Origin of the sequence: Sorangium sp. So ce124, assembly GCF_051525235.1 — a bacterium.
GTDB lineage: Bacteria > Myxococcota_A > Polyangia > Polyangiales > Polyangiaceae > Sorangium > Sorangium atrum.
Genome location: NZ_CP150312.1, coordinates 13468747 through 13490656, shown reverse-complemented (window position 1 = coordinate 13490656; position 21910 = coordinate 13468747). Strand labels below are relative to the sequence as shown.

The 21910-nt window shown below is 70.3% G+C and carries 21 protein-coding genes and 2 pseudogenes; 11 read left to right on the top strand and 12 right to left on the bottom strand.

The genetic code is table 11. The features are described 5' to 3' along the window. The first annotated feature begins 3 nt into the window (after positions 1–3). Complete coding sequence (locus WMF19_RS50595; protein WP_437896930.1) at positions 4–501, top strand: hypothetical protein; 498 nt, start codon at positions 4–6, stop codon at positions 499–501. A 15-nt stretch (positions 502–516) separates the two neighbouring features. Here WMF19_RS50595 and WMF19_RS50590 read toward each other — a convergent pair whose 3' ends face one another. Then, positions 517–945 (bottom strand): MarR family winged helix-turn-helix transcriptional regulator, encoded by a 429-nt coding sequence (locus tag WMF19_RS50590; RefSeq protein WP_437896929.1) that lies wholly within the window; start codon positions 943–945, stop codon positions 517–519. Positions 946–1038: 93 nt separating this feature from the next. On the opposite strand from WMF19_RS50590, the gene WMF19_RS50585 reads away from it, so the two are divergent. From WMF19_RS50585 to WMF19_RS50570, 4 genes are all read left to right on the top strand, one after another. Continuing rightward, positions 1039–2124 (top strand): aldo/keto reductase, encoded by a 1086-nt coding sequence (locus tag WMF19_RS50585; protein ID WP_437326591.1) that lies wholly within the window; start codon positions 1039–1041, stop codon positions 2122–2124. A 93-nt stretch (positions 2125–2217) separates the two neighbouring features. Further along, on the top strand, positions 2218–4068 hold the full coding sequence (locus WMF19_RS50580) for a DUF459 domain-containing protein (RefSeq protein ID WP_437896928.1): 1851 nt from the start codon (positions 2218–2220) through the stop codon (positions 4066–4068). Between the two features lie 306 nt (positions 4069–4374). Continuing rightward, a complete protein-coding gene (locus tag WMF19_RS50575) occupies positions 4375–4989 on the top strand; it encodes an RNA polymerase sigma factor (protein ID WP_437326589.1) in 615 nt (204 codons plus the stop codon). Then, the gene (locus tag WMF19_RS50570; protein WP_437896927.1) at positions 4976–5713 is read left to right on the top strand and encodes a hypothetical protein; all 738 of its coding nucleotides are present in this window, start codon (positions 4976–4978) and stop codon (positions 5711–5713) included. Before WMF19_RS50575 ends, WMF19_RS50570 begins: the two co-directional genes overlap by 14 nt. A gap of 124 nt (positions 5714–5837) precedes the next feature. Here WMF19_RS50570 and WMF19_RS50565 read toward each other — a convergent pair whose 3' ends face one another. Continuing rightward, positions 5838–6338: a VOC family protein gene (locus WMF19_RS50565; protein WP_437896926.1), complete on the bottom strand. Its 501-nt coding sequence runs from the start codon at positions 6336–6338 to the stop codon at positions 5838–5840. A 154-nt stretch (positions 6339–6492) separates the two neighbouring features. Here WMF19_RS50565 and WMF19_RS50560 point away from each other — a divergent pair. Then, a pseudogene (locus WMF19_RS50560) lies at positions 6493–7362 on the top strand (PA4780 family RIO1-like protein kinase); the annotation flags it as partial. Between the two features lie 234 nt (positions 7363–7596). On the opposite strand, the gene WMF19_RS50555 reads toward WMF19_RS50560, so the two are convergent. The 5 genes and pseudogenes from WMF19_RS50555 to WMF19_RS50535 form a co-directional block, all read right to left on the bottom strand. Beyond that, entirely contained in the window at positions 7597–7938 is a 342-nt protein-coding gene (locus WMF19_RS50555) for a hypothetical protein (protein ID WP_437896925.1), read from the bottom strand. Further along, positions 7938–9032 carry an esterase/lipase family protein gene (locus WMF19_RS50550; RefSeq protein WP_437896924.1) on the bottom strand — a complete coding sequence of 365 codons (1095 nt, stop codon included), beginning with the start codon at positions 9030–9032 and terminating at the stop codon, positions 7938–7940. The genes WMF19_RS50555 and WMF19_RS50550 overlap by 1 nt, the downstream gene beginning before the upstream one ends. 49 nt (positions 9033–9081) lie before the next feature. After that, positions 9082–9989, bottom strand: a pseudogene (locus WMF19_RS50545) (hypothetical protein). Positions 9990–10869: 880 nt separating this feature from the next. Beyond that, positions 10870–11742: an alpha/beta fold hydrolase gene (locus tag WMF19_RS50540; protein WP_437896923.1), complete on the bottom strand. Its 873-nt coding sequence runs from the start codon at positions 11740–11742 to the stop codon at positions 10870–10872. A 38-nt stretch (positions 11743–11780) separates the two neighbouring features. Next, a complete protein-coding gene (locus WMF19_RS50535) occupies positions 11781–11909 on the bottom strand; it encodes a hypothetical protein (protein ID WP_437326583.1) in 129 nt (42 codons plus the stop codon). 156 nt (positions 11910–12065) lie between these two features. On the opposite strand from WMF19_RS50535, the gene WMF19_RS50530 reads away from it, so the two are divergent. Next, the gene (locus WMF19_RS50530; protein ID WP_437896922.1) at positions 12066–13052 is read left to right on the top strand and encodes a LysR family transcriptional regulator; all 987 of its coding nucleotides are present in this window, start codon (positions 12066–12068) and stop codon (positions 13050–13052) included. Positions 13053–13071: 19 nt separating this feature from the next. Here WMF19_RS50530 and WMF19_RS50525 read toward each other — a convergent pair whose 3' ends face one another. Then, on the bottom strand, positions 13072–14280 hold the full coding sequence (locus WMF19_RS50525; RefSeq protein WP_437896921.1) for a winged helix-turn-helix domain-containing protein: 1209 nt from the start codon (positions 14278–14280) through the stop codon (positions 13072–13074). Between the two features lie 210 nt (positions 14281–14490). Between WMF19_RS50525 and WMF19_RS50520 the strand changes: the two genes are divergently transcribed. Further along, on the top strand, positions 14491–14925 hold the full coding sequence (locus tag WMF19_RS50520; RefSeq protein WP_437901770.1) for a VOC family protein: 435 nt from the start codon (positions 14491–14493) through the stop codon (positions 14923–14925). A 195-nt stretch (positions 14926–15120) separates the two neighbouring features. Here the strand turns inward: WMF19_RS50520 and WMF19_RS50515 are convergent, their stop codons facing one another. Continuing rightward, on the bottom strand, positions 15121–15426 hold the full coding sequence (locus tag WMF19_RS50515) for a hypothetical protein (RefSeq protein WP_437896920.1): 306 nt from the start codon (positions 15424–15426) through the stop codon (positions 15121–15123). A gap of 558 nt (positions 15427–15984) precedes the next feature. Between WMF19_RS50515 and WMF19_RS50510 the strand changes: the two genes are divergently transcribed. After that, a complete protein-coding gene (locus tag WMF19_RS50510) occupies positions 15985–16161 on the top strand; it encodes a DNA-binding protein (RefSeq protein ID WP_437896919.1) in 177 nt (58 codons plus the stop codon). A 41-nt stretch (positions 16162–16202) separates the two neighbouring features. Here WMF19_RS50510 and WMF19_RS50505 read toward each other — a convergent pair whose 3' ends face one another. Beyond that, the gene (locus WMF19_RS50505; protein ID WP_437901769.1) at positions 16203–17399 is read right to left on the bottom strand and encodes a glycosyltransferase; all 1197 of its coding nucleotides are present in this window, start codon (positions 17397–17399) and stop codon (positions 16203–16205) included. 346 nt (positions 17400–17745) lie between these two features. Between WMF19_RS50505 and WMF19_RS50500 the strand changes: the two genes are divergently transcribed. Continuing rightward, on the top strand, positions 17746–18858 hold the full coding sequence (locus WMF19_RS50500) for a hypothetical protein (protein WP_437896918.1): 1113 nt from the start codon (positions 17746–17748) through the stop codon (positions 18856–18858). A 162-nt stretch (positions 18859–19020) separates the two neighbouring features. Here WMF19_RS50500 and WMF19_RS50495 read toward each other — a convergent pair whose 3' ends face one another. Continuing rightward, complete coding sequence (locus WMF19_RS50495; RefSeq protein ID WP_437896917.1) at positions 19021–19533, bottom strand: hypothetical protein; 513 nt, start codon at positions 19531–19533, stop codon at positions 19021–19023. A 42-nt stretch (positions 19534–19575) separates the two neighbouring features. Further along, positions 19576–20649 carry an ABC transporter substrate-binding protein gene (locus WMF19_RS50490; RefSeq protein WP_437896916.1) on the bottom strand — a complete coding sequence of 358 codons (1074 nt, stop codon included), beginning with the start codon at positions 20647–20649 and terminating at the stop codon, positions 19576–19578. Positions 20650–21054: 405 nt separating this feature from the next. Here WMF19_RS50490 and WMF19_RS50485 point away from each other — a divergent pair, with 405 nt between their 5' ends. Next, complete coding sequence (locus tag WMF19_RS50485; RefSeq protein WP_437896915.1) at positions 21055–21903, top strand: SDR family oxidoreductase; 849 nt, start codon at positions 21055–21057, stop codon at positions 21901–21903. The last annotated feature ends 7 nt before the right edge of the window (positions 21904–21910 follow it).

The following is a 21910-nucleotide window of genomic DNA, read 5'->3' as shown; positions in this document are numbered from 1 at the left end:
GCGATGTTCGAAGGACGCAGACAGCCTATCGTGTCGCGCGAGCAGAAGCTGGTCTATGCCGGCATCTACGTGCTGAAGAAGATGGACCTGAAGCCCGCCGATGGAGGCATGGAGATACCGCTCGTGCTGCCGTCCGAGCTGAGCCCGCTGGAGGACGTCCTTCAGGAGCTCGTGAACGCGGACCTCGTCGAGGTGAACCGCCGCAAGGCGCGGTTCGAGCTCACCAAGAAGGGGCTGGCCTACCTCGGCGAGATCATCGATGAGGCGGAGGCGCTTGTCGACGAGTTCGACGACGAGTCGCTCGAGGACGCGGTGGCCGAGCTCCGCAGGCGAAACGTGGACGTGCTGCGGGCCCGGTTTTTGTGGGGCTGGTACGACGGCGAGCTGGACGATCTGGTGCTCTTCCAGCAGCGCCGGGGCGCGACGCCGGTCGAGCAGTGGTGGGCAGACTACCTCATGAGCGACGCGTTCTACGACGAGCTGAGGCGCGACTACGAGTGAGCGCGAGGGCGGCCGTCAGCGCGGACGGGCGCGCTCCCCCATCAGCCGCGTGAGGAGCCGCGCCAGCTCGGCGCGCTCGCCTGCCGAGATCCGCGCCAGCCGTCGCCCGAAGGCGTCGTCGAGGATCGCCCGCGCCGCCTCCATCGCCTTGCGCCCCGAGCGGGTGAGCGTCAGGCGAAAGCGCCGCAGATCGCCCGCCTCCGTCTCGCGCTGGATGAAGCCAGCCGCCTCCATCCGCTTCACCATGAAGGTGATCGAAGGCTTGGGCGTGAGCAACGCGCGCGCGAGCTCGGCAGGGTAAGGGTGATCGTCGAGCTTGCCGAGGAGGAGGAACTCCTTCATCTCGAGCCCCAGCGCGCGCACCTCGGGCTCCACCTCGGCCATGACCGCCATGCTGAACTCGAAGTTCAGCGTCCAGAGCTCCCAGGGCGAAGGCTTGTCCATGTTCTCTCTGCTCGCGCTTGACGATGGAGCGATGCAGCGCTACTAGTTTAATATTGAACTGTTCGAAATGGAACAAGTTCCGGAGGTGATGCGATGCCGCTCGATCATTATGTCACGCTCGGTCGCTCAGGGCTGCGGGTGAGCCCCTTTTGCCTCGGCGCCATGACGTTCGGCGAAGACCTGGGCTGGGGGAGCAGCGTCAAGGACTCCGAAGCCATCCTCGACCGCTTCATCGAGCTCGGGGGGAACTTCATCGATACGGCGAACCTCTACACCAAAGGGCACTCGGAGAAGATCATCGGTGATCACCTCGGCCACGACCGGCAGAAGCGCGACCGGCTGGTGATCGCCACGAAGTTCAGCGGAAACCTGTACGTCGGCGATCCCAACGGCGGCGGCTCGAACCGCAAGTCGATCCTCGCCGCTTGCGAGCAGTCGCTCCGCCGGCTGCGCACCGACTACATCGATCTCTACTGGCTGCACAACTGGGACAAGTTCACGCCGATCGAGGAGACCATGGCGGCGCTCCACGATCTCGTCCAGTCGGGGAAGGTCCGCTATATCGGCGTGTCCGACACCCCCGCGTGGAAGGTGACTCAAGGGCAGCTCATCGCTCAGTTCCGCGGATGGGCGCCGTTCGTCGGGCTGCAGATCGAGTATTCGCTCCTCGAGCGGACGGTCGAAGGGGAGCTGATTCCCATGGCCCAGGAGCTCGGGCTGGGGGTGACGCCGTGGTCACCCCTGCGGAGCGGGATCCTGAGCGGCAAGTACACGCGGAAGAACGCCGCGACGGTCAAGCCGGAGGGGCGGCAGTGGACCGCGAGCTACCTCGACGAGCGGAGCTACACGGTGATCGACGAGCTCGAGCGGATCGCCAAGCAGCTCGAGACCACGGTCGCGCGCGTCGCCCTCAGCTGGGTGCAGGCGCGTCCGGCGGTGTCGTCCACGATCATCGGGGCGCGCACGCTGGCGCAGCTCGACGACAACGTGAGGGCGCTCGAGGTGAAGCTCACGCCGGAGCAGACGGCGGCGCTCGACGCGCTCACCGCTCCGAAGCTGAACTTCCCGGCCGATTTCCTCAATCTGGCGCACATGATCCAGGCCGGGGGGACGACGATCAACGGGCAACCGTCGCAGCTCATCCCCTTCGGCGTCACGAAGAAGGGGGATCATTACTGACGAGTAACCTCGACCACGGCGCGATCCGCGCGACGCGAGCGCGCGGCATGAGAGGCGCCGCCCGGGCGTTTTGATAGTCTCGCCCCTCGCCTCGTGGACACTCCCGCCCGCCGCCCGCTCTTCCCTCACCTGCCCGCGCTCGACGGGCTGCGCGGGCTCGCCCTGCTCGGCGTCCTCTTCTTCCACGCGAACGGGATGCTGCGCGGCGGCTTCCTCGGCGTCGATCTCTTCTTCGTCCTCTCGGGCTACCTCATCACGTCGCTCCTCCTCGCGGAGCACGAGGCGCGCGGCTCGATCTCGCTCAAGGACTTCTGGATCCGCCGCGCGCGCCGGCTCCTCCCCGCGCTCCTCGCGCTCGTCCCGGTCGTCGTGCTCCACGGGCGCCTCTTCGGGCCGCCGAGCGCGCTCGCCGGCCTCCGCGCCGATGTCCTCGCGACGCTCGGCTACGTCGCGAACTGGCGCGCCATCTATGCGCACAGGAGCTACTGGGAGATCTTCACGTCGCGCTCGCCGCTCGAGCACACGTGGAGCCTGGCGATCGAGGAGCAGTTCTACGTCGTCTGGCCGCTCGTCATCGTCCTCGTGCTCTCGCGGTGGGCGCGCCGCGGCGTGCTCGTCCTCACGCTGACGCTGGCCGCGCTCTCCGCGATCGCGATGCTCGTCCTCTTCGCGCCGGAGAGCACGACGCGCGTGTACATGGGCACGGACACGCGCGCCTCCGGCATCCTCCTCGGCGCCGCGCTCGCGACGGTGCTCACGCCGCGCGCCGCGCTCTCCCCGGGCGCGGTGCGCCTCCTCGACGGCGCCGGCGTCGCCTCGGCGATCGGCCTCGCGATCGCGTGGTCCGTGTTCGACGGCCAGTCGTGGCTCCTCTACCACGGCGGGTTCTGGCTGACGGAGCTCGGGGCCCTCGTCCTCATCGCGTGCGCGGTGCAGGGCTCGCGGAGCCTCGTCGCGCGCGCGCTCGCGTGGCGCCCGCTCGCGTGGGTCGGCACCATCAGCTACGGCGTCTACCTCTGGCACTGGCCGGTGCACGTGTTCGTGTCGAGCGATCGCCTGCACGGCCCCGCCCTCACCGCGCTCCGCTTCGCGATCACCTTCGCGGTCGCGCTCGTCTCCTACCGCTTCCTCGAGAGGCCGATCCGCGAGCGCGGGCTGCCGAAGGGGCGCTCGTTCTGGGCGGTGCCGGCCGGCGTCACGCTCGGCCTGCTCATCGCCGTCCGTGCGACCCACGCGCAGGACGGCGAGGCGCCGAAGGGCTCCGCGATGATCAACGCGCTCGTCAGCGCGGTCGTGAAGGACGAGGCCACGTTCCGCGTCGTCGTCGTCGGCGATTCGACCGCGAACACGCTCGGCTGGGCGCTCCGCGGTCTGCAGGAGCGCGGGCTCGCGGTGGACCTCCACGGGCGTGACGGCTGCACCATCATGGCGGACCTCTGCGGCATGACCGAGTGGCCCGCGCTCCTCGCGCAGGCGAAGCCCGACGCCGCGGTCCTCTACCTCGGCGGCGCCTTCATGCACGGCATCACGGTGAACGACGAGTGGACGAAGGCGTGCAAGCCGGCGTGGCACGAGCGTTTCGAGGCGAACCTCGTCACCAACCTCGACAAGCTCCAGAACCCAAACGTGCGCGTCTGGATGGCGACCGTCCCCTACGCGCTCGGCGACTGGGAGACGAAGGACGTCCGCGACCAGGTCACGTGCATCAACCGCTCGATCCGGAAGGTCGTCGCGACGCTGCCCGACGTCGCGCTCCTCGACCTCCAGGAGCAGATCTGCCCCGGAGGCGAGTGCCGGCGCATGTACGAGGACGGGGCGATCCGGCCCGACGGCGTGCATTTCACGATCGAGGGGGCGCGCGGCGTGGCGCGGTGGACGCTCGCGGAGCTCCGCGCGAAGCCGCGCGTGACCGGGGCTGCGGCGGACTCCGGGCCGCCCCGCTGAGCGGGCACGCCTCCTAAATGAGCCGCCGGTCCGCCTCGAGAGTCGGAGAAAGCGCGCCGTGAGGTGGAGCTGCAGAGATACGAGGCGCTGTTCCACGCATTCCTCGAGTACATGCCTGCCATGATGTTCGCCAAGGATCGGGACAGCAGGGATGTCGTGATCAACTCTCAGCGACCATCGCCATCATCGACATCACGGGGGTGAGCGCCGTCGCCGGGCGGTCGTCCAGACCGGCCGCAGCCGATGAATCGACCGCTCTCCTGTCACCTTCCGGCGCCTCTACCGTAGAGGAGGGTGAGCCCCGCGATGAGCTTTCTCTGGCCCTCCCGCGATGACCACCACTGCGAGCTGATCGAGGCGTCCCGGCGCGGCGATCGCGGCGCGTTCCGGGCGCTCTACCTGGAGCTGTACGACCCGGTGGCGCGCTTCGCTTCGCGACGCGTGCGCCGGCGAGAGGACGCGGAGGATCTGGTCGCGCGGGTCTTCCACAGGCTGCTGGAGCGGCTGGGAGAGTTCGATCGGCGCAAGGGGACGCCGCGGATGTTCGTGCTGGCCATGGCCAGGAACCTGGTCATCGACCACCTGCGGGCGGCGCGGCAGGAGGCGCCGGTCGACGATCTCGCGGGCGTGCTCGCGGACGAGTCCGGGACGCCGCTCGACGCGCTCGTGCGGGGCGAGGAGCTCCGCGCGGTCAGGGAGGCGCTGGCGGAGCTCGGGGCGGAGGCGAGGGAGGTGCTGGCGCTGCGGTACGGCGACGGGCTGAAACACCAGGAGATCGCGGAGCTGCTCGGGCTCCGTGCGGACGCGGTGAAGCAGCGGGCGTCGCGGGCGCTGCGCGAGCTCAAGGCGCGGCTAGAGGCGCGCGCCGAGCAGGACGCGGGTGAGTCCCGCGGAGAGGGTGTTTCCAATGCTGGACTTTGAGGTGCGACGAAAGCTGCGCCGGCTGCTCGGGGAGCCGGCGCCGCTGAGGCCAGAGCACGCGCGCGAGCTCGAAGGCGAGCTGATGGCGGCGTTCGGCCAGCTCTACCCCGAGCAGGAGGTGATACCGATGAAGCGGCTCTGGTTGCGCAAGGCGCTGGTGGTGGCGGCGGCGGCAGTCGTGTGCGGGGCGGCGGCGTGCGTGGCGCCGGCGGACGTGGAGGTGCCCGTGGGACGGAGCATCAGCATCCAGGTGGCGGACGGCGCCGAGCTGCCCGAGCCCGAAGCGCTCATGGCGGCCGTGCGCGGCGAGGGGAAGACGGCGCGGAGGGCGCGGGTCATGGTGCGGGGGCGGCGCGGCGACGGGGCGACGACGCTGACGCTCGATGTGTGGGGCGACGAGGTGCCGGAGGGCGACGTGGCCGAGCGGATCCGGGCGGCATTCCCGGCGCTCGCCGGCGCGGAGATCCGGGAGGACGTGCTGGCCGGGACCGTGCGCGGGACGCTGGGAGCAAAGCTCGGGCACGAGCTGCTCGATCTCGATGTGCTCGACAAGGACGACGTGGAGGCGGCGCGGCGGCAGGTGATGGATCAGCTCGCGGCGCAAGGCGTCGAGGGGAAGGTCGACGTGCAGATCGAGGGAGACGGAGAGAAGCGGAAGGTAAAGGTGCAAATAAAGCTGGACGGCCCTCCGCAGGACGAGGCGGAGATGGCGCCTCCGCCGTAGCCGAACGAGGCGGAGACGGCGCCTCCGCCATGGCCGCACGAGGTGGAGGGGTGTCCACGGAGCTCGGCAGCGCGCGAAGGTCACGCGCTCGTCGCACGATGAATCCCGCGAAGACCGCGCCTCCTCACGCTTGCTCGGGCACGCCTCCCGGGACGCGCGCGGGCAGCGGAAGCTCGATGCCTTCGGACAGGTTGCCCTTGCCGGGCACGTGGTTGATCTCGAGCCGGATGCCGTCCGGATCCTCGAACAGGATCGAGTAGTAGCCGGCCGCCCACGCGCCGTCCTGCGGCGCGTGCACGAGCTTGCCGCCGAGCGCGGCCAGCGAGCTCTCGAAGAACTCGTGGAATGCGTCGATATCCTCGCGGCTGCGGGCGCGGAAGCACAGGTGGTGCAGGCCGGGCTTGTACTGGTGAAAGCGGGCGTCGGCGTGCTCCGGGTTCACGGGGCGAATCAACAAGCCGGTCTTGCCCCCGATGTAATAGAGGATGGGCCGTTCGTTCTCGCTGCCCGGATCGTCGTACTGGCAATGCATCTCGAAGTGCTCGCACAGCGCGCGGTAGAACGCGCGGCTGCGCGGGAAGTCCGTGACCGACAGCTGGATATGGGCGATTCCGGCGAGGTTCATGGCGATCACGGTAGCCCGGATCCGACCGGTGGAGCGCTCTTCGTGGTGTCGTCCGGGGTGTCCGCGGAAGCGGCGAGGACCAATCCAGTTGCGGCGCCCCAGGGGGTGTGGCTAAAAGGCGGAGATCGATCCCCGGCGGAGAAGCAAGAACGAGATGCGAATTCCCAGCAGCCTGATGTCTCTGGCCGACGAAGGGCTCATCGAGGAGGTCGTGCGCCCGCTGATGAGCGGCAAGGAAGCGGAGGTCTTCCTGGTGCGCTCCGGCGGCGAGCTTCGGGTGGCCAAGGTCTACAAAGAGGCGCAGGACCGGACCTTCAAGAACCGGGCGGAGTACACGGAGGGGCGCAAGGTGCGCAACAGCCGCGATCAGCGCGCGATCAACAAGCGCTCGCGCCATGGTCGTGCGCAGGACGAAGCCGCCTGGAGATCGACCGAGGTGGACATGATCTTCCGCCTGCGCGGCGCGGGGGTGCGCGTCCCGATACCCCACCATTTCATTGACGGTGTGCTGATCATGGAGCTCATCACCGGCGCCGACGGCGGCCCGGCCCCGCGGCTCGCCGAGGTGCGCCTGAACCCCGACGAGGCGGTGTGGGTCTTCGACCGATTGCTGGCAGAAGCGGTCCGGATGCTGAGCGCCGGGGTCGTGCACGGCGATCTGTCCGACTTCAACGTGCTGATGGGGGCGGACGGGCCGGTCATCATCGATTTCCCGCAGGCAGTGGACGCTTCCAGCAATCAGAACGCGCGAAAGCTGCTGCTGCGCGACGTCGACAACCTCCAGCGCTTCCTCTCTCGGTTCGCTCCCAATCGACAGCCCCGCCCTTACGCGCAGGAGATGTGGGAGCTCTACTCGTGCAGCCAGCTCACGCCCGAGACACGGCTGAGCGGCCGTTTCCGGGCGTCTTCGAGGCGGGTCGACACCGAGGCGGTCCTGGAGCTCATCGGCGATGCCAACCGCGACGAGCGCCGCCGCCGTGAGACGCAGGGGCTGAGCATGCGGGGCGTATCGTCCCCGCCTCGCAAGGTCGAGGTGGTGATTCTACCGAGCGGCCCGCGAGACCGCGCGCGCCGGAACGCTCAGGGAGCACAGGCGAGCAGCGCGGCGAACACGCGCCCAGCACAGGCGGGCAGCGCGGCGAACACGCGCCCAGCACAGGCGGGCGGCGCGACGAACACGCGCCCAGCACAGGCAGGCGGCGCGAGGAACACGCGCCGGGCTTGACGCCTCCGGGCCGCTTGCCGGTTTTCACAGCGCTCAAATCGCCTTGTCGTCCGAGCTCCCGGAAGGCGCGTCCGGCGCGGCGCCCTCGCTGCCGGCCGGCGGCTCCGCCGGCCGTGCCTTCTGCTCCACGAGAAAGAGGACCACATCCACCGCGCCCCCCACAGCGCGGTTGACGAGGCGGATCGCCCCGTGGACGCCGGATAGCGTCGTATCGTGGATGAGCCGGATCCCCCTCACGGGCGCCTGGATCGGGGGAATCTGCTCCAGCAGGTCGAAGGGCAGCTTCGCCGCGTGCTTCTGGAGGCGCTCCACGCGCCGGGAGCCGTGGTCGACCGCGTCCTGCACGAGGTCCTTCAAGCCGCGCCACCGGTCCATCACACCACCTCCTCACACCACGCGCGGATCTGCGCGTAGACGTCCGGGTCGTGAGCCAGGCGCAGGTGTCCGAGCGACGGCATGATCCGCGCGTGCTCTTGAGGGAAGGGCGAGCACCGGTCCTCGGCGACCGCCCGCCCCGTGGCGCTCCGCAGCGAGACCATCGCGTCCCCGAACAGGAGGGAGAGCCTCGGGTCGGCCGTGAGCGCGCCGGCGATGAGGTGATGGCGAATGTGGGGGAGCAGGGGCACGGGATGGCGGCGATTCTGGAGCAGGGCGTTCGCGCTGGCGCCCTCCCAGTCCTCGCGGCGGAGATTGGCATAAGCCAGGTCCTTCATCCCGCCGCTGCGGAGGTTGACGATGTCGGCGATGAGCTTCGTGTACGGATTGTCGATGCTCGCGAGCGCCCACGTGACCACGTTGCCAAAGCGCTCCAGCGGGGCGCCGAGGTGCGGTGTGCCGAGATAGAAGGCCCGCTTGACGAGGGGCAGCCACCGTCGATCCTTGTCGCTCGCCGCGTGCGCGGCGCTGCGCGCGACGAGGCCGCCCATGCTGTGGCCGATGAGGACCAGCTCCTCCACGGCAACAGGATAGGCAGAGACGAGCTGTTCGAGGAGGACATCCAGGGCCTCGCCGTTCTCGGAGACACGGAGGCCGCTGTTGTACCGCACATAAAGCGGCGTGTACCCGAGGTCGCGCGCAAGGAGCGATCCGTAGGTCTCGCCGTCCGGCATCGTCCAGACTTCCTCGGTGCTCATCAGCCCGTGCACGAGCACGACGACGCGGGGCGTGGCCTGGGCAAAGACGGCCGCGGGAAATGCCCTGGCAAGCGGCACGGGGTGCCCGTCGCGGACGAGCTGCATCGCGGTCGCGAGGCCGTTGCTGGTCCGCTTCAGGTAGTCGCCGAGGACCCCGTTGAGCACCCCGACGACCCGCTCCAGGTGGTTTCCCATGCGACGATCCGGCCGCATCCTGGCACGGATCGGCGCCGGGGGCGACGCTGGGCCCCGCTGCACAGGGGCCGCGGGCGCGTCGCCGGTCCGCATCTTCGCCGGCAGGTGCTCGGGGAGCAGCGTGTCCCCGGTGCAGAGCATGACGGTGTGTGCCGCCAGCCGCTCGACGGCTTCCCGACGCGGTGCGCGCTCAGGAGCCGGTCGTCGCGAGCAGCTCCCTGGCGTCGCCGACGGATGCAGCGCGGCGGATCCAGCGGTCCAGCTCGGCCGGGTCGGTGCTCGCGAGGACGCGCTCCCGTACCTCGGCAGGGACCTCCAGCCCGCGGGCCTCGAGGACGGCCAGCACGGCCTGCACCTTCCCTTCGAGGAGCCCCTGCTGCCGCCCCTGCTCCCGCCCCTTCTCCACGCCCTTGGCCACGTAGCTGCGCGCGAATTCGCTCTGAAACTCGTATCCGCTCTTCATCATCGCCTCCAACATCCGCCTCGCCGCTGCGTTCAGCGAGGATAGCACCAGGTCCCCGTAGACGGCGCGGCGCTCCTCATCGAGCTCGGCTGCCGCCGCCAGAAACGCCACGCCGATCGCCTCCCCCACCTCGCCCTGCCCGTGCGCCATGGCCGAGAGCACGACCACCTCGGGCGCCGCCCTCGCCTGCTCGGCATCGGTGATGACCGGGACGCCCTCGGGCCCGAGCACCAGCGGCGTCAGCGTCAAGCCGGGGTGGCCCGCGTCGATCGGCTTCGCGCACCACCGCGCGATCTCCGCGTCGATCGTCACGACCAGCAGCCACGTCGGGCAGCGGTGCCGGGCCCTCGTCTGGGTGACATACACCGGCCAGACGTACGGCTTGTCCGGGTCCACGCCGAGCTGGACCTCGACGACGATGGCCATCGCGGGCCGCTGCTGCTCGCCGACCAGCAGCACGACAATGACGTCCGCGCGGCGGTCCGAGGGAACGATCTCGGCGAGATCGGAGGACTCGACGCGCGCCTCCGTAAACGTCGGGACCGGCTGGCCGAGCGCGTCTGGAGCATCTCGGCGGCCAGCGTCGGCCGGTTTTTGAACAGCTCCACCAGGGCTTCATGGGTCACGGAGGGCATCAGGGCGTCTCTCGAAGGGTTGCAGCCATGTTGAATCGTCAAGCGGCACGCCAAGCCCATGCGTGCGGGGACGCAGGGGCCGGAGCAGCCGCCTCCACTGCTTCAATTCCGGGCAGCTCCCTCGAGTCGTCACGCCGTGTGACCTGTATGCGCCCCGACGCCAGGGCACGTCACGAACCGCACCGCGGCCCGCGGCAGCGCCCCGGCACAGGGCCAGTCTCGATGGACACGACCTGGTGCGCGCCCTCGTCTCCGAGGGCCGGCCCATCAACGTCCTGGGCTGGGTCGACAGCCAGGTCACGCAGGGTGAGCGTCGCGACGCCCTGGGAACACCCGAGCGCCCGAACCCACCGACGGATCCGCGACGCGAACAGGCGGCGCGCGAGGCGGAGCCGCGTGGCGCCCAGGTCGCGAACCGTCCAAGATGCCACGAAAGATGCGACCGACGGAGCGCTGGTGCTGACCCTGCCCGCGGCGCGGCAGCGCACCACCGAGCCGTTGGGCGGACCGACCGCATTGACAGGTTTTCATCATGGGGATGTTCGACTGGTATACGCCGGTGCCGCAGCTCGCTTGCCCCAGGTGTGGGACTACGGTCGACGGCTGGCAGGGAAAGGACGGTCCCTGCGGCCTGTTCGAATGGGTGCAGGGGATGCCTTCACCGCCGCGGCAACACGTCGACGAGGAATGTGCCCTACCCGCGCCCGACCGGGAGCGCTTCCGGCTGCCCGCGCGCTTCGAGATCTATACCGAGTGTGAGCTCTGCCGCGCTTGGATCGAAGCCGAGGGTTCGTGTGAGGGCGACGTGTGGAGCCGCATCGAGCTCGTCGGAGCGACCCGACCGAGGTCGGGGTAGTGTCGGAAGAGGTTCTCGCTGAGCTCAGGCGCCATCTTCCCTGAAAAACCCGCGCAGGGATTGCGCGACGAGCTCGGGGCTCCCTCCCCGATCGGCGTTCCAGGGAGCCTCGTGACCGACGCCTTCGAGCTCTGTCCGCTGGACCCTGGGGAGGATCGTCTCCAGCGCATCGAGGGCGTTCTTCAGGTACCTCGGGCTCTTCGTGCCTCCGAGCAGGAGGATCTCGGCTTCGATGGCCTTGAACGAGGTGATGCTTCCTCCCCTGTCGACGACCATCTTGAAATCGAAGCGCATCGCCGGGAGCAACTCGCGCACCGGCGCGTACTGCCCTGAGCCCCTCCTGTCGTCCAGGCGGAGAAATCCCCTCGTCGCCAGCGCGAGCAGCGGGCGCGGGACCGCGGCGAGGAACCCCGGGGCGAGACGCACGATGTTGCTCACCGTGACGAGCGCCGAGGCCAGCTGCCCGCGGCGGATCTCGTCGTTGAATCTCGCGATCTCATCAAGGGGCACTCCCTCGAGATAAAACGGGGGCTCGTAGACAGCCGCCTTGCGGACGGAGGGCAAGGCGCGCGCGGCCTCGAGCGTGATGATCGCTCCCGAGCTGAGCCCGAACACGAGCTGGGCGCCGCTTCGTGAGAGGAGGCCGTCGAGATCCTCGACCTCTCTCTCGATGGAGTGCCCGGCGTCGTACTCCCGCGGGCTCATGCCCCGCCCCCGCCGGTCAGGGAGGTAGACCGTGAAGTCGTTGGCCAAGGCCCTCGCGAGCTGGTCGTAGTTGGCGGCGGTCCCCATCGCTCCTTGCACCAGGATGACGCCGGGACCTCGGCCGATCTGGCGGTAGCCGATCGTGGTGCCGTCCCTGGAGGTCACGGCGCCCGCCGCGTAGGGTTCTTTCAATGTCGAAGAGCGGCCCACTCGGCCGCTTCGTGCTTCCGTCACCATCGCGCGCTCCTTCCCGGCCCCTTGTGAATGAGCTCGGAGACGTTCGCGAAGCTGACGCGGATCTCCGGGCGGTCTCTCTCGAGCCCCTTCAGGGCCTCATCGACGAGCTTCGCGGCGCTCATGAGCGGCGTGCCCCGGAGGTGTTGCCTTGGAGTTTCATGATTCGACCTCTTCTTCGAGCTCCGAGGGAGCGTTCACGCGTTCGACGCCTCCGCCAGCGCCGCGACCCACGGAAAGGAGTACGGCGGAGCAAACAGAAATGCTAACGGATAGTCGTGATGGGGAACATAAACCATGGTTATGGCCGCGATCTCGACCTGAACCTGCTCCGCGTGTTCGTGGTGGTCGCGGAGGAAGGGAGCCTCACGCGCGCTGCGTCGCGCCTCTACGTGACGCAGCCGGCCGTAAGCGCCTCGATGCGGAGGCTCGCGACCTTCGTCGGCGCAGAGCTCATCACCCGTCAGGGTCGCGGCGTCGCGCTGACGACGCGCGGCGCCGAGCTGCTCGCGGCGGCGCGCGCGCACCTCACGCCGCTCATCGCCGCCGCGACGGCGGCGCCGCGCTTCGATCCGGGGCTCTCGACCGCCACGATCCGGTTCGGGCTCGCCGACGGGCTCGAGTCCGTGATCCTCCCGAGGTTGATAGCCCAGCTCCGCGCCGAGGCGCCGCGCATGCAGTTCATCGTGCTGCCCGTGCAGTTTCGGACCGTCGAGGAGAGCCTGCTCTCGAGCAAGATCGACTTTGCCGTCACCGTGGCGGACGAGCTGCCGAAATCCATCCTCCGCCAGCCGCTCACCGCGCACCCGAGCGGGCCGAAGGCGTTCGTTTGCCTGTACGACGCGCGCTTCACCAGGCTCCCACGCCCGCTCACCGAGCGCGCTTACTTCGCCCAGGAGCATGTCGTCGTCTCGTATGCCGGCGACACGCGAGGCGTCGTGGAAGACGCGCTGGGCAAAGCCAGGACGGTCCGCGTCTCCGTGCACTCCTTCGGCTACATCGCGGACCTCGTCGAGGGCTCTCCCCTCGTGGCCACGGTGCCGTCGTTGCTCGCTGGCCACCTCATCCGGGCGCGGTCGCATCTGCGCGCGGTCCCCGTGCCGTTCTCCCTCGAGGGCGCGCAGCTCGAGCTCTTGTGGTTGCGCGCCACCGACGAAGATCCGGCGAGGCGGTTCATCCGCGACGTCGTGGCGAACGTCGTCGGATCGCTGGAGGGGAAGAGCGCAAAGCCGCTCGCCCGCTCCGGCGCGGTGAAGCGCACGCGGTGAAGGAGCGTGTTGTTCGTGGCTATCTGCCCGACAGGGCCTTTGCCAACCGCTCCGCCAGGTCGCCCTTCGGCTCCACCCGCACGCGCTCCAGGCCCAGCCACGCGGCCATGGTCCGCAGCTCGCCCGCCAGCCGTTCCGGCGTCTGCGCGCCCGCCCAGGGCTCGGCGTGGCTTGCCTGCACGACAAGCACGCCCGCCTTGCGATCGGCCTTCAGGTCGACCCGCGCGGTGATCGCATCGCCCTCGAGGAACGGCAGCACGTAGTAGCCGTGGGTCCGCTTCTCCGCTGGGGTGTAGATCTCGAGCCGCACCCGCACGCCGAACATCCGCTCGGTGCGCTCGCGGAACCAGATCAGGTTGTCGAAGGGCGAGAGGAGGGCGCAGGCCTCGATCCGACGCGGCCGCCGGGCGGCGGGATCGAGGAAGGCCGGCTCCCGCCAGCCCTTCACGCCCACGGGGATCAGCTCACCGGCTTCGACGAGCTCGGTCACCCGCGCCTTCGTCTCGGCGACCCCCATGCGGAAATGGTCCCGCAGGTCCCGCTCGGTCGCCACGCCCAGGGCCCGGGCGGCGATGCGGATCAGCGCGCGCTGTGCGTCCTCGCGCGCGGGCGTCGGCGCCTCGATCACGGCCCTGGGCAGCACCTTCTCCGGCAGGTCATACACCCTCTCGAAGGTCCCCCGCCGGGTGGCGGTCGTCAGCTGGCCGATCCAGAACAGGCACTCGGCCGCCCGCTTGGCGTCGCTCCAGCCCCACCAGCCGCCCGGCCCCTTCGCGCCAATCTCGAGCTCGGAGGCGGCCAGCGGCCCGCGCTCGCGGATCTGCTCCAGCGCCCGGTCCACCACCGGCCGGTGCTCGCGCAGGAAGCGCGCCACACCCTTCCAGACGCCCACCCCGTCGTGCGCGTCGGCCATCCGCCAGCGCAGCAGCGGCTGGGTGGTGAGCGGCAGCAGCGAGGCCTCGTGCGCCCAGTATTCGAACAGCGGCCGCTTCCTCGCCCACGCGAGCTCCTCCAGCATCGGCCGCGGATAGGCCCCCAGCCGCGAGAAGGCCGGCAGGTAATGGGTGCGCGAGACGACGTTGACGCTGTCGATCTGCACCACGCCCAGCCGCTCGATCAGCCGGGTCAACTGCTGCTTCGTCGTCGCCGGCCCGGGTCGCTCCGCCCGGAAGCCCTGCGCCGCCAGCGCGATGCGCCTGGCCTCCGCCGCCGACAGGGTGTCCTTCATCCGCGCCTTCCGTCCGTTGGGGCCCGCACCCTAGCTGGCCGTGCGGACTTGGCAACAGATCATCGACGCCCTCCTCAACTCCGAGCCCGGTGCGGTCGTCGCCATTGCGCTGGAGCTCACGCCGACCGTCGCCGACGAGCCGCTCTCCTCACGCTCGACGTGCTGCCGACATGCGCGCACGAGCCGATGATCGACTATGCTGCCGGAGCCATGGCGATCGGCGGCGTCAACCACGTGACCCTCGCGGTTCGAGACATCGACCGCGCCGTGCATTTCTACGTCCAGGTGCTCGGCGGAGAGCGGCGAGCGCAGTGGGCCAGGGGCGCATATCTCGAGCTGGGAACGCTCTGGCTCTCTCTGGAGCTGGACGCGCGCGCCGCGCGGCAGGGCGATGACTCGCACCTCGCGCTCTCGGTCGATGCACAGGGCTTCGCCTCCCTGGAAGAGGCCATTCGCCTGAGCGACGCCCGGATCTGGAAAGAGAACCGCTCCGAAGGGGCGTCGCTCTACTTCGAAGACCCAGACGGACACAAGCTCGAGATCCACGTCGGCGACCTCCGGACGCGCCTCGCGTCCTGCCGCGACAAGCCCTATGACGGGATGGAGTTCTTCGACGACGGCGAGAGCGAGACGCCGGTGCGGTGAAGGTGCGCAGCTGCGCGGCGGCTCCGTGGGCGTCAAAGCGTCGGCGCTGCGCGCGCTGAGCTGCGCTTCGCGAGCCGCCGCGCACCTCGACGTCGAGGTTCGACGCATGGCTCTGGCCGGGCGCCGGCGCGAGATCGGGTCGATCGCGCGCCAGCGTGCCGCGGCCGAGAGCCTGCGCTGACGTCAAGCGTCCGCTCAGCAGCGCCAGCAGATGACCCCGTAGTCCCCCGCCGTTCCACAGCACAGCTTCACGCCAGGGGCATTGGGACGATCGGAGCGCGCGGCGGTGCTCATCAGAGAGGCGTCGTCGGCATCGGTGACGTCACCACGCGCATCGTCCGCAGCGCCGCCGAGCTCCGCCGACGCGTCCGCGGCCGTGGACTCGACCTGCACGGCGCTCGTGGCAGAGGTCGGGCCGGTCTCGGCCGCCGAGATCGCGGGGACGGCAAAGGCGGCGAGCATGAGGGGGAGAGCGCAGAGCGCGAGTCGGATCGTCTTCATGGTCATTGTCTCCTTCGGGCCTCGTGGCCCACATGAAGGCGCCAGGGGCGCCGGCCGAGCACAGCCCGCTGCGGGCAGAAGCGCCCACAGCCAGGTGTCTCCCCGCGCCGCAGCGGCGAGCGGTACGCCTGCGAGCGCCCCGTAGGGCGCTGCTGTCGGCGTTGGCGGCGCGGAGATGCCACCTCTACGCGGCGGCGGGCGGGTGGTTTCACGGAAGCTCATCTTCCCGTCGTTCGTGCTCTCTTTCGCGCGGGTGCGGCGTGTCGCCGACGAAACATGCCGACGAAGCGCAGCAACCCGACCCGGGTGGGGGCGATCCGGGTCGGGCGGCCATCGCGTGGCGCTGGGGCATCGCTGACGATCCGGCTCGAAACGGCTCCGCATGGCAAACCGTTACTCCCGAACGCTCCGTGATCTTCCTCTCTCCAGCCTCACCCCCCATCGGCCGTTGCGCTCTCGGGACGGATGGAACCGCCTTTCTCCGCCGGGATTCATCGCTCGCTGGCCCGCCCGTATACCGGGTGACGAGCCAGGGTCGCCCGAGGTACACTGCGTCCCATGGAGCTCGCCATCGAGCTGTCGCCCGCGCAAGCCGACCGCCTCCAGGAACGTGCAAAGAGCCTCGGCTTGCAGCCGGAAGAGCTCGCGCGAGCCGCCGTGGCGGATCTGCTGACGACACCGGACGACGAGTTTCGCGCTGCAGCCGGGGTTGTCCTCCAGAAGAACGCAGAGTGACCTGCTGACACGGCCAGACGAACGCGGCCATCACCCGCGGTTCACGCGGAGGCCCGCTCGACAAGGTCGGCGGCGACGGCCGTTCCATCCACCGTCACGGCGCCCGCGCTCGCAGCCGCCCGGGCAGCGACCCCGTGGTCGAGGGCGCCCTCCAGCGCGGCCAAAAGGGCCTCCGCGCTCAGCGCCCCACGGGCCACGGACGTGCCGATCCCGAGCGCCCGGACGCGCGAGGCCCAGTAGGGCTGATCGGCGAACATCGGGACGATCACCTGCGGGATGCCCGCCCGCGCCGCCGTCGTGGTCGTACCCGCCCCGCCGTGGTGCACAACCGCGGCGACCCTCGGGAACAGCGCCTGCTGGTTGACGTCGCCGATCGCGATGCAGTCGAGGGCGTCATCGATCAGACCAAGCTCGGCCCACCCCTGCGACAGCACGACGCGGCGCCCCGCCGCCCGCACGGCCTCGATGACCCTGCGGCCGGTCTGCCTGTCGACAGGCATGCTGCCAAAGCCGATGTAGACGGGCGGCTCGCCGGCGGCGAGGAACGCTTCCAGCTCGGGGACGAGCGGCGCATGATCCGGAAGGAGCCAGGCTCCCGTCTGCGTGACCTGCAGGCCGGGCGTCGCCGGCAGCGGCCCAAGGACCGAGTCCGCCGAGAGCCACGGCGCCTTGCCCAGGACATGGCTGAGGACATCGCTCAGCGGACCCAGGCCGAAGCGCTCTCGATGGGCGTTGAGCCGCTCGAGGAGGCGCTCGTTCCAGCTTTGCGATTCGTCCTGCCAGCGTCGGAGGTTGGATTCCGGGTCGCCCCCGGGCTCCCCGCCGGGCGCATGATCCGGCGACGGCAGGGCCACCGGCGCGTACACGGCGACCATGGACGGGATACCCAGCCGTTCCGCGATGGACCGCGCGGCGTACTGGTGCGCTCCGCCGGCCACGATCACGTCGCATCCCTCGGCGGCCGACGCTGTCGCCTCGAACTGGTCTCTCGCGAGGTGCTCGAGCAGCGCGCGGACCTGCTCCGGCGTCGGCGGGGAGGCCGGCGCGGCGGCCCCGCTCGGTTGCCGCATCGCGATCCCGATCGGGGTCGCCGTGAAGCCCAGGCCGCGCACCCAGTCGATGAAGTTCGGCGGAACGCACAGCCTCACATCGTGCCCCCGGCGCCGCATCTCGACAGCCAAGGCCACCACGGGCTGCACGTCACCGCGAGTCCCCACTCCCGTCAGCAATACCCGCATCGTCTCTCTCCCTTCGGCCACGCGCGTCGCGTGGATGACGGAGGCGACGATGGCATCGAAGACGCGTTTTTTCATCGTATCAACGCCAGAGTTCCGGTATACACGCTCAAGTGGGAGGCAGGGCGAGGACGCCCGTACCACGGAGCATCCGTTCAGGCCGAGACGGAGCCCTCTGGAGCTGAGCTGGCCTGTCGAGCCGTGTGAGCGGAAGGAGCTCCTCGTCTGCGAGGGAGCAGGTGAATCCTTCTCCGCCCGACCAAGGCGATAGCCGATCTCGGCAGTGCTGCGAACGGGCTCGGCCTCGGCGCCCGCGGGGCGCGGAATGCATCTTGAACCGCCTTGATCCATGAGCGACGAGGCTGCGCATCCTGGTGACGCAGCGGGGGCCGCGGCGCTCCCGCTGAGCGAGGCGACGAGCGAAGCGGGCGTGCACGTGCGCCCGGTCGATGCATGGCTCGCGGAGGTCTTGTCCAGCGCGGTGCGCCGCTACAACCGGCGGCCTCGCCCCGCGACCATCTCGGCGTCGAGCGGCGTGACGGAGCCGACCGACGCGCGCGCGGTCATCCGGCGCGCCTGCATCGGCTCGGCGCTCGCGGGCGGCGCGACGGGGGCGCTCTCGACGGGCGCGGCCGTGGCCACGGCCGAGACGAACGGGCTCGGCGGGCTCGTCGCGATCCCCGCGGCCATGCTCGCGATGGGCGCTGAGACGGTGCTCCGGCTGCTCCTGCACGTGCGGATGCTCTGCGAGCTCGCGGATCTCTTCGGGCGCCGGTTCGATCCGGACGAGCCGGCCGACGTGTGGGCGCTGCTCGCCCTCTCGTTCGGCGTCGTGGAGCACCCCCAGGACACGGACGATCCAGCGGGCGTTCTCGTGCGCGCGGCGCGCGGGCGCAGCTCGGAGGTGGCGAAGCAGCTCGCGGCGCGGCTCGCCGGCGAGAGCGTGGCGCGCAACCTGGTGCCCGTGCTCTCGGTCGCCTCGTCGTCGATCACGAGCTGGGTAGTCACCCGGCGCCTCGGGGATACAGCGCGCCGATACCTGCGTTACCGGTGCGCGCTTGACGAGGCGCTCGGCGACGAGACCCTGCGCCCGCACCTCGATCGGCTGTTCGAAGGGCTCTGGTTCATCTTCACCGCCGACGGGCGCCTCACGCCGGAGGAGTCCGCGCTGCTCGCGGCCGTGCTGCGGCGCCTGCCGGCCCCGGCGCGCGTCGGCCTGAACGAGCGGCTCGCCGACGACATCACCTGGATCGAGCGCCTCCGCGGCGTGCCGGAGGGCGCGCGCGCCCCGCTGCTGCGCGCGCTCGAGATCGCGGCGGCCGCGGACAAGGTCGCGTCGCTGCGGGAGCGGAAGCTCCTCGTCCACGCCGCGGCGGCGCTCGGCCTCCGCGTCGACGAGGGCGGTCTCGATCGGATGATCCGCGAATTCGAGGAGATCGGCACCCTCGGCGCGGCCGCGTAGCGCGGGCCCTAGCGCGCCGGCCAGGGAATCACGAAGTGGTCGAGGGCGGCGGCCTCTCTGTCGCCCTTGGGGAGCCCGTGGACCTCGACGGCGAGGCCGTCCGGCGCGGGCGCGATCAGCAGAAAATGAAATCGAGCAGCGCGGCGGAGAGGACCCGCCCTCTCACGGCCCCGACGATCGGCGGAGGGCGGGTCGGCCCTTCAGAAAGACGCCGACGAGAACGCCGAGGTAAGCGCCGGCATGGAGCCCCCAGCAGACGAGGTATCTCGTGGTGGCGCCGCGGGACCAGACGCCGAGGCTCGCCTCGCGCACGCCGAACGGGTCGAGCGCCGCCATGACGGCCGGGCAGAGCGCGAGCGCCGCGGCGACCGCCGCGATCATCCTGCCCAGCCAGGCGCGCCACGAGAACCGGTCGCTGCGCGCGGAGCGGAGGAGGCCCACGCCCGTGACGAGGGCGCCGAGCGGCAGACCTCCCCGGAACCCCGTCCACGCGACGGCGAGCCGGAACGGCAAGCTCGACGCGGCGAGGCCCTTGCCGTCGAGGAAATACTCTGGAGAGAGCGTTGCGGTGGCCTGATCGAAGAGCGCGCCACAGGCACCCGCGGCCAGCGCACCAGCGAGGATGGCCAGGTACTCGCGAAGACGGGAGGGCGAGGCGGGTGGGCTAGGCCGCACGACGCCCACGATACGACAAGCGGAGGCGATCGCGCCGAGCACCTACCGAAGCCCGAGGGCCTCCCGCATCACGCTGTCGTCGACCAGCAGCGCGAGCTCCGCGCGGGTGCGCGGGGTACGGTTGCTCTGGGCGGCGACCCAGCCCTCTTCTTCCTCGAGGACATCCAGGATGTCGGGCACCAGCGTGCCCTGGAACCGCTCGTCCTCCCAGACCTGCTCGAGCACGGAGGGCTCGATGCCGATCGCCTCCGAGATCCTCGGCCAGACCGCCTCTGGCTCGGTGCGATACAGCTCCTGCGCGCTCGCGAGCGATCGCACGAACGCGACGATTCCGCGCCGCTTCTCCGGATCCGCGAGCTTCTCGGCGGTGCTGTGGAGGTTCACGATCTCGCGGTAGAGCGAGCGATCCTGGAACACGACGGCGTTGCTCCCGATCGCGTTCGCCGCGAGCTGGGTCGAGGGCTCCCAGAGCGCGACGGCGTCCACGGCGCCCTCCTCGAGCATGGCCGGCAAGGTGTTCCTGCCGCAGGGCGCCGCCATGCAGATGCTCCCGGAAACAACCGTGTAGTCGGCGTCGGTCAGACCCACGGTGCCCAGGTACTTGTGGATGAAGAAGGCCGCGGACGTGCTGGCGATCGAGCCGATCCGCTTGCCCCGCAGATCGGCCAGCGAGCTGATCCCCGCCGACCGGTTGGCCACGATCCGGTAGAACGTCTCCGTCACCGTGAAGATGATCCGCAGGTTCGGGTGAGCCACCGACTGTCGCAGCGTCTGCGTCTCCGCGTTCGTGCCGAGATCGACGCTGGTGTCGTTGAGCATGCCCACGATGCCGCCGGACTGGACGGTCGCTTCACCGGGGTAGAAGTCCTGCGCCGCGATCAGCGCAGGAGTGAACTCGATGGACGCCGTATCGCTCGAGATCTTGAGCGGAGGAAACGACGCTGCTCCGCCCTGCCCCCCCGCGCCGACCTCACCGCCCGCGCCCGCGCCGGCCTGACCGCCTGTGCCCCCGCCAGCCTCACCGCCTGTACCCGCGCCGGCCTGGCCGCCGCTGCCGCTGCTCGCATCGGCGGCGCCGGGGCCCGCGCCGCCCGAGGCCCCCGCGCCGCCAGCCACGGCCCCACCCGTCGAGCTGGAGCCTGCCGATGCTACGTTCCCATCAGGATCAGACTTGCCGTCACAAGCGATCAATCCAATCACAGAGAAAAATACGGCACGGAAGAGCGGACGCATGTTCGGTCTCCTTCGACCGGCGGCTTATAGCGCAGTCTCCGGCAGGCAGGGCCGCCCGCGCGAGCGCTCGAAACGGTTCGACATCATAGCGATCCAGCTCGGCTGACAGAGCACTTCCAGCGCGGAAGGGCACGGTGGGCAGGCAACAAACGAGCAGAGTTATTCCAACACATTGGCACGTGATCCGACATGCGGGAGGCGTTGTTGCACGTTGCTCTCCGGACGCGGCCCGCCGACGAGGCGAGGCGGTGCATCCTGGAGGGTGAACGCGATGAAAGGGAGCGGCGAATGATCCTCGTGACCGGAGCGACAGGGAATGTGGGCGGTGCGGTGCTCGAGCAGCTCATCGACGCGGGCCAGCCGGTCCGCGCGCTCGTGCGCGATCCGGCGAAGCTCGGAGAGCTCGGCGGCAAGATCGCCGTCGTGAAGGGCGATCTCTCGAAGCCCGAGACGCTCGACGCGGCGTTCGCCGGCGTGGACAGGGCGTTCCTTGTCTGCGTGGGCGGCGACCTGCCGAAGCTCGCCGGCAACGCGGCCGACGCCGCGAAGAGGGCGGGCGTGAAGCACATCGTGCTGCTCTCGTCGTCGAGCGTCGCCCGCGCGCCCGACGTCCAGATCGCCCGCTGGCACCGCGAGGCCGAGGCGAGGGTCAAGGCGTCGGGCGTCGCCTGGACGATGCTCCGGCCGGGAGGGTTCGCCTCGAACACGCTCCGGTGGGCCGCGTCCATCAAGGCGCAGGGCGCGGTGTTCCAGCCCCTGGGCGACGCCAAGGCGAGGCCCATCGACGAGCGCGACATCGCGGCGGTCGCGGTGAAGGCGCTGACCTCGCCGGGGCACGAAGGCAAGGAGTACGAGCTCACCGGGCCGGAGGCGCTGACCGCAGCGGAGCAGGTGGCGAAGATCGGCGCCGCGATCGGCAGACCGCTCAGGTACGTCGATGTCAGCGAGGACGCCGCCCGCGAGGGGATGGTGAAGGCGGGGCTCCCCGAGGCGTTCATCCGCGCCTTGCTCGAGGCGTTCGCGTTGATCCGGACCGGGAAGGGAGAGGAGCCCTCGCCCGCCATCGAGCAGCTCCTCGGGCGCAGGGGGCGGACGTTCGACGAATGGCTGGAACGCCACGTGAAAGCGTTCCAGTAGGGCGCGG

Coding starts and splice junctions, on each gene's coding strand:
- WMF19_RS50595 (WP_437896930.1), top strand. CDS start 4: ATGTTCGAAGGACGCAGACAGCCTATCGTGTCGCGCGAGCAGAAGCTG.
- WMF19_RS50590 (WP_437896929.1), bottom strand. CDS start 945: ATGGACAAGCCTTCGCCCTGGGAGCTCTGGACGCTGAACTTCGAGTTC.
- WMF19_RS50585 (WP_437326591.1), top strand. CDS start 1,039: ATGCCGCTCGATCATTATGTCACGCTCGGTCGCTCAGGGCTGCGGGTG.
- WMF19_RS50575 (WP_437326589.1), top strand. CDS start 4,375: ATGAGCTTTCTCTGGCCCTCCCGCGATGACCACCACTGCGAGCTGATC.
- WMF19_RS50570 (WP_437896927.1), top strand. CDS start 4,976: ATGCTGGACTTTGAGGTGCGACGAAAGCTGCGCCGGCTGCTCGGGGAG.
- WMF19_RS50565 (WP_437896926.1), bottom strand. CDS start 6,338: ATGAACCTCGCCGGAATCGCCCATATCCAGCTGTCGGTCACGGACTTC.
- WMF19_RS50555 (WP_437896925.1), bottom strand. CDS start 7,938: ATGGACCGGTGGCGCGGCTTGAAGGACCTCGTGCAGGACGCGGTCGAC.
- WMF19_RS50550 (WP_437896924.1), bottom strand. CDS start 9,032: ATGCTCTGCACCGGGGACACGCTGCTCCCCGAGCACCTGCCGGCGAAG.
- WMF19_RS50535 (WP_437326583.1), bottom strand. CDS start 11,909: ATGAGCGCCGCGAAGCTCGTCGATGAGGCCCTGAAGGGGCTCGAGAGA.
- WMF19_RS50530 (WP_437896922.1), top strand. CDS start 12,066: ATGGGGAACATAAACCATGGTTATGGCCGCGATCTCGACCTGAACCTG.
- WMF19_RS50525 (WP_437896921.1), bottom strand. CDS start 14,280: ATGAAGGACACCCTGTCGGCGGCGGAGGCCAGGCGCATCGCGCTGGCG.
- WMF19_RS50520 (WP_437901770.1), top strand. CDS start 14,491: ATGGCGATCGGCGGCGTCAACCACGTGACCCTCGCGGTTCGAGACATC.
- WMF19_RS50515 (WP_437896920.1), bottom strand. CDS start 15,426: ATGAAGACGATCCGACTCGCGCTCTGCGCTCTCCCCCTCATGCTCGCC.
- WMF19_RS50510 (WP_437896919.1), top strand. CDS start 15,985: ATGGAGCTCGCCATCGAGCTGTCGCCCGCGCAAGCCGACCGCCTCCAG.
- WMF19_RS50505 (WP_437901769.1), bottom strand. CDS start 17,399: ATGCGGGTATTGCTGACGGGAGTGGGGACTCGCGGTGACGTGCAGCCC.
- WMF19_RS50500 (WP_437896918.1), top strand. CDS start 17,746: ATGAGCGACGAGGCTGCGCATCCTGGTGACGCAGCGGGGGCCGCGGCG.
- WMF19_RS50485 (WP_437896915.1), top strand. CDS start 21,055: ATGATCCTCGTGACCGGAGCGACAGGGAATGTGGGCGGTGCGGTGCTC.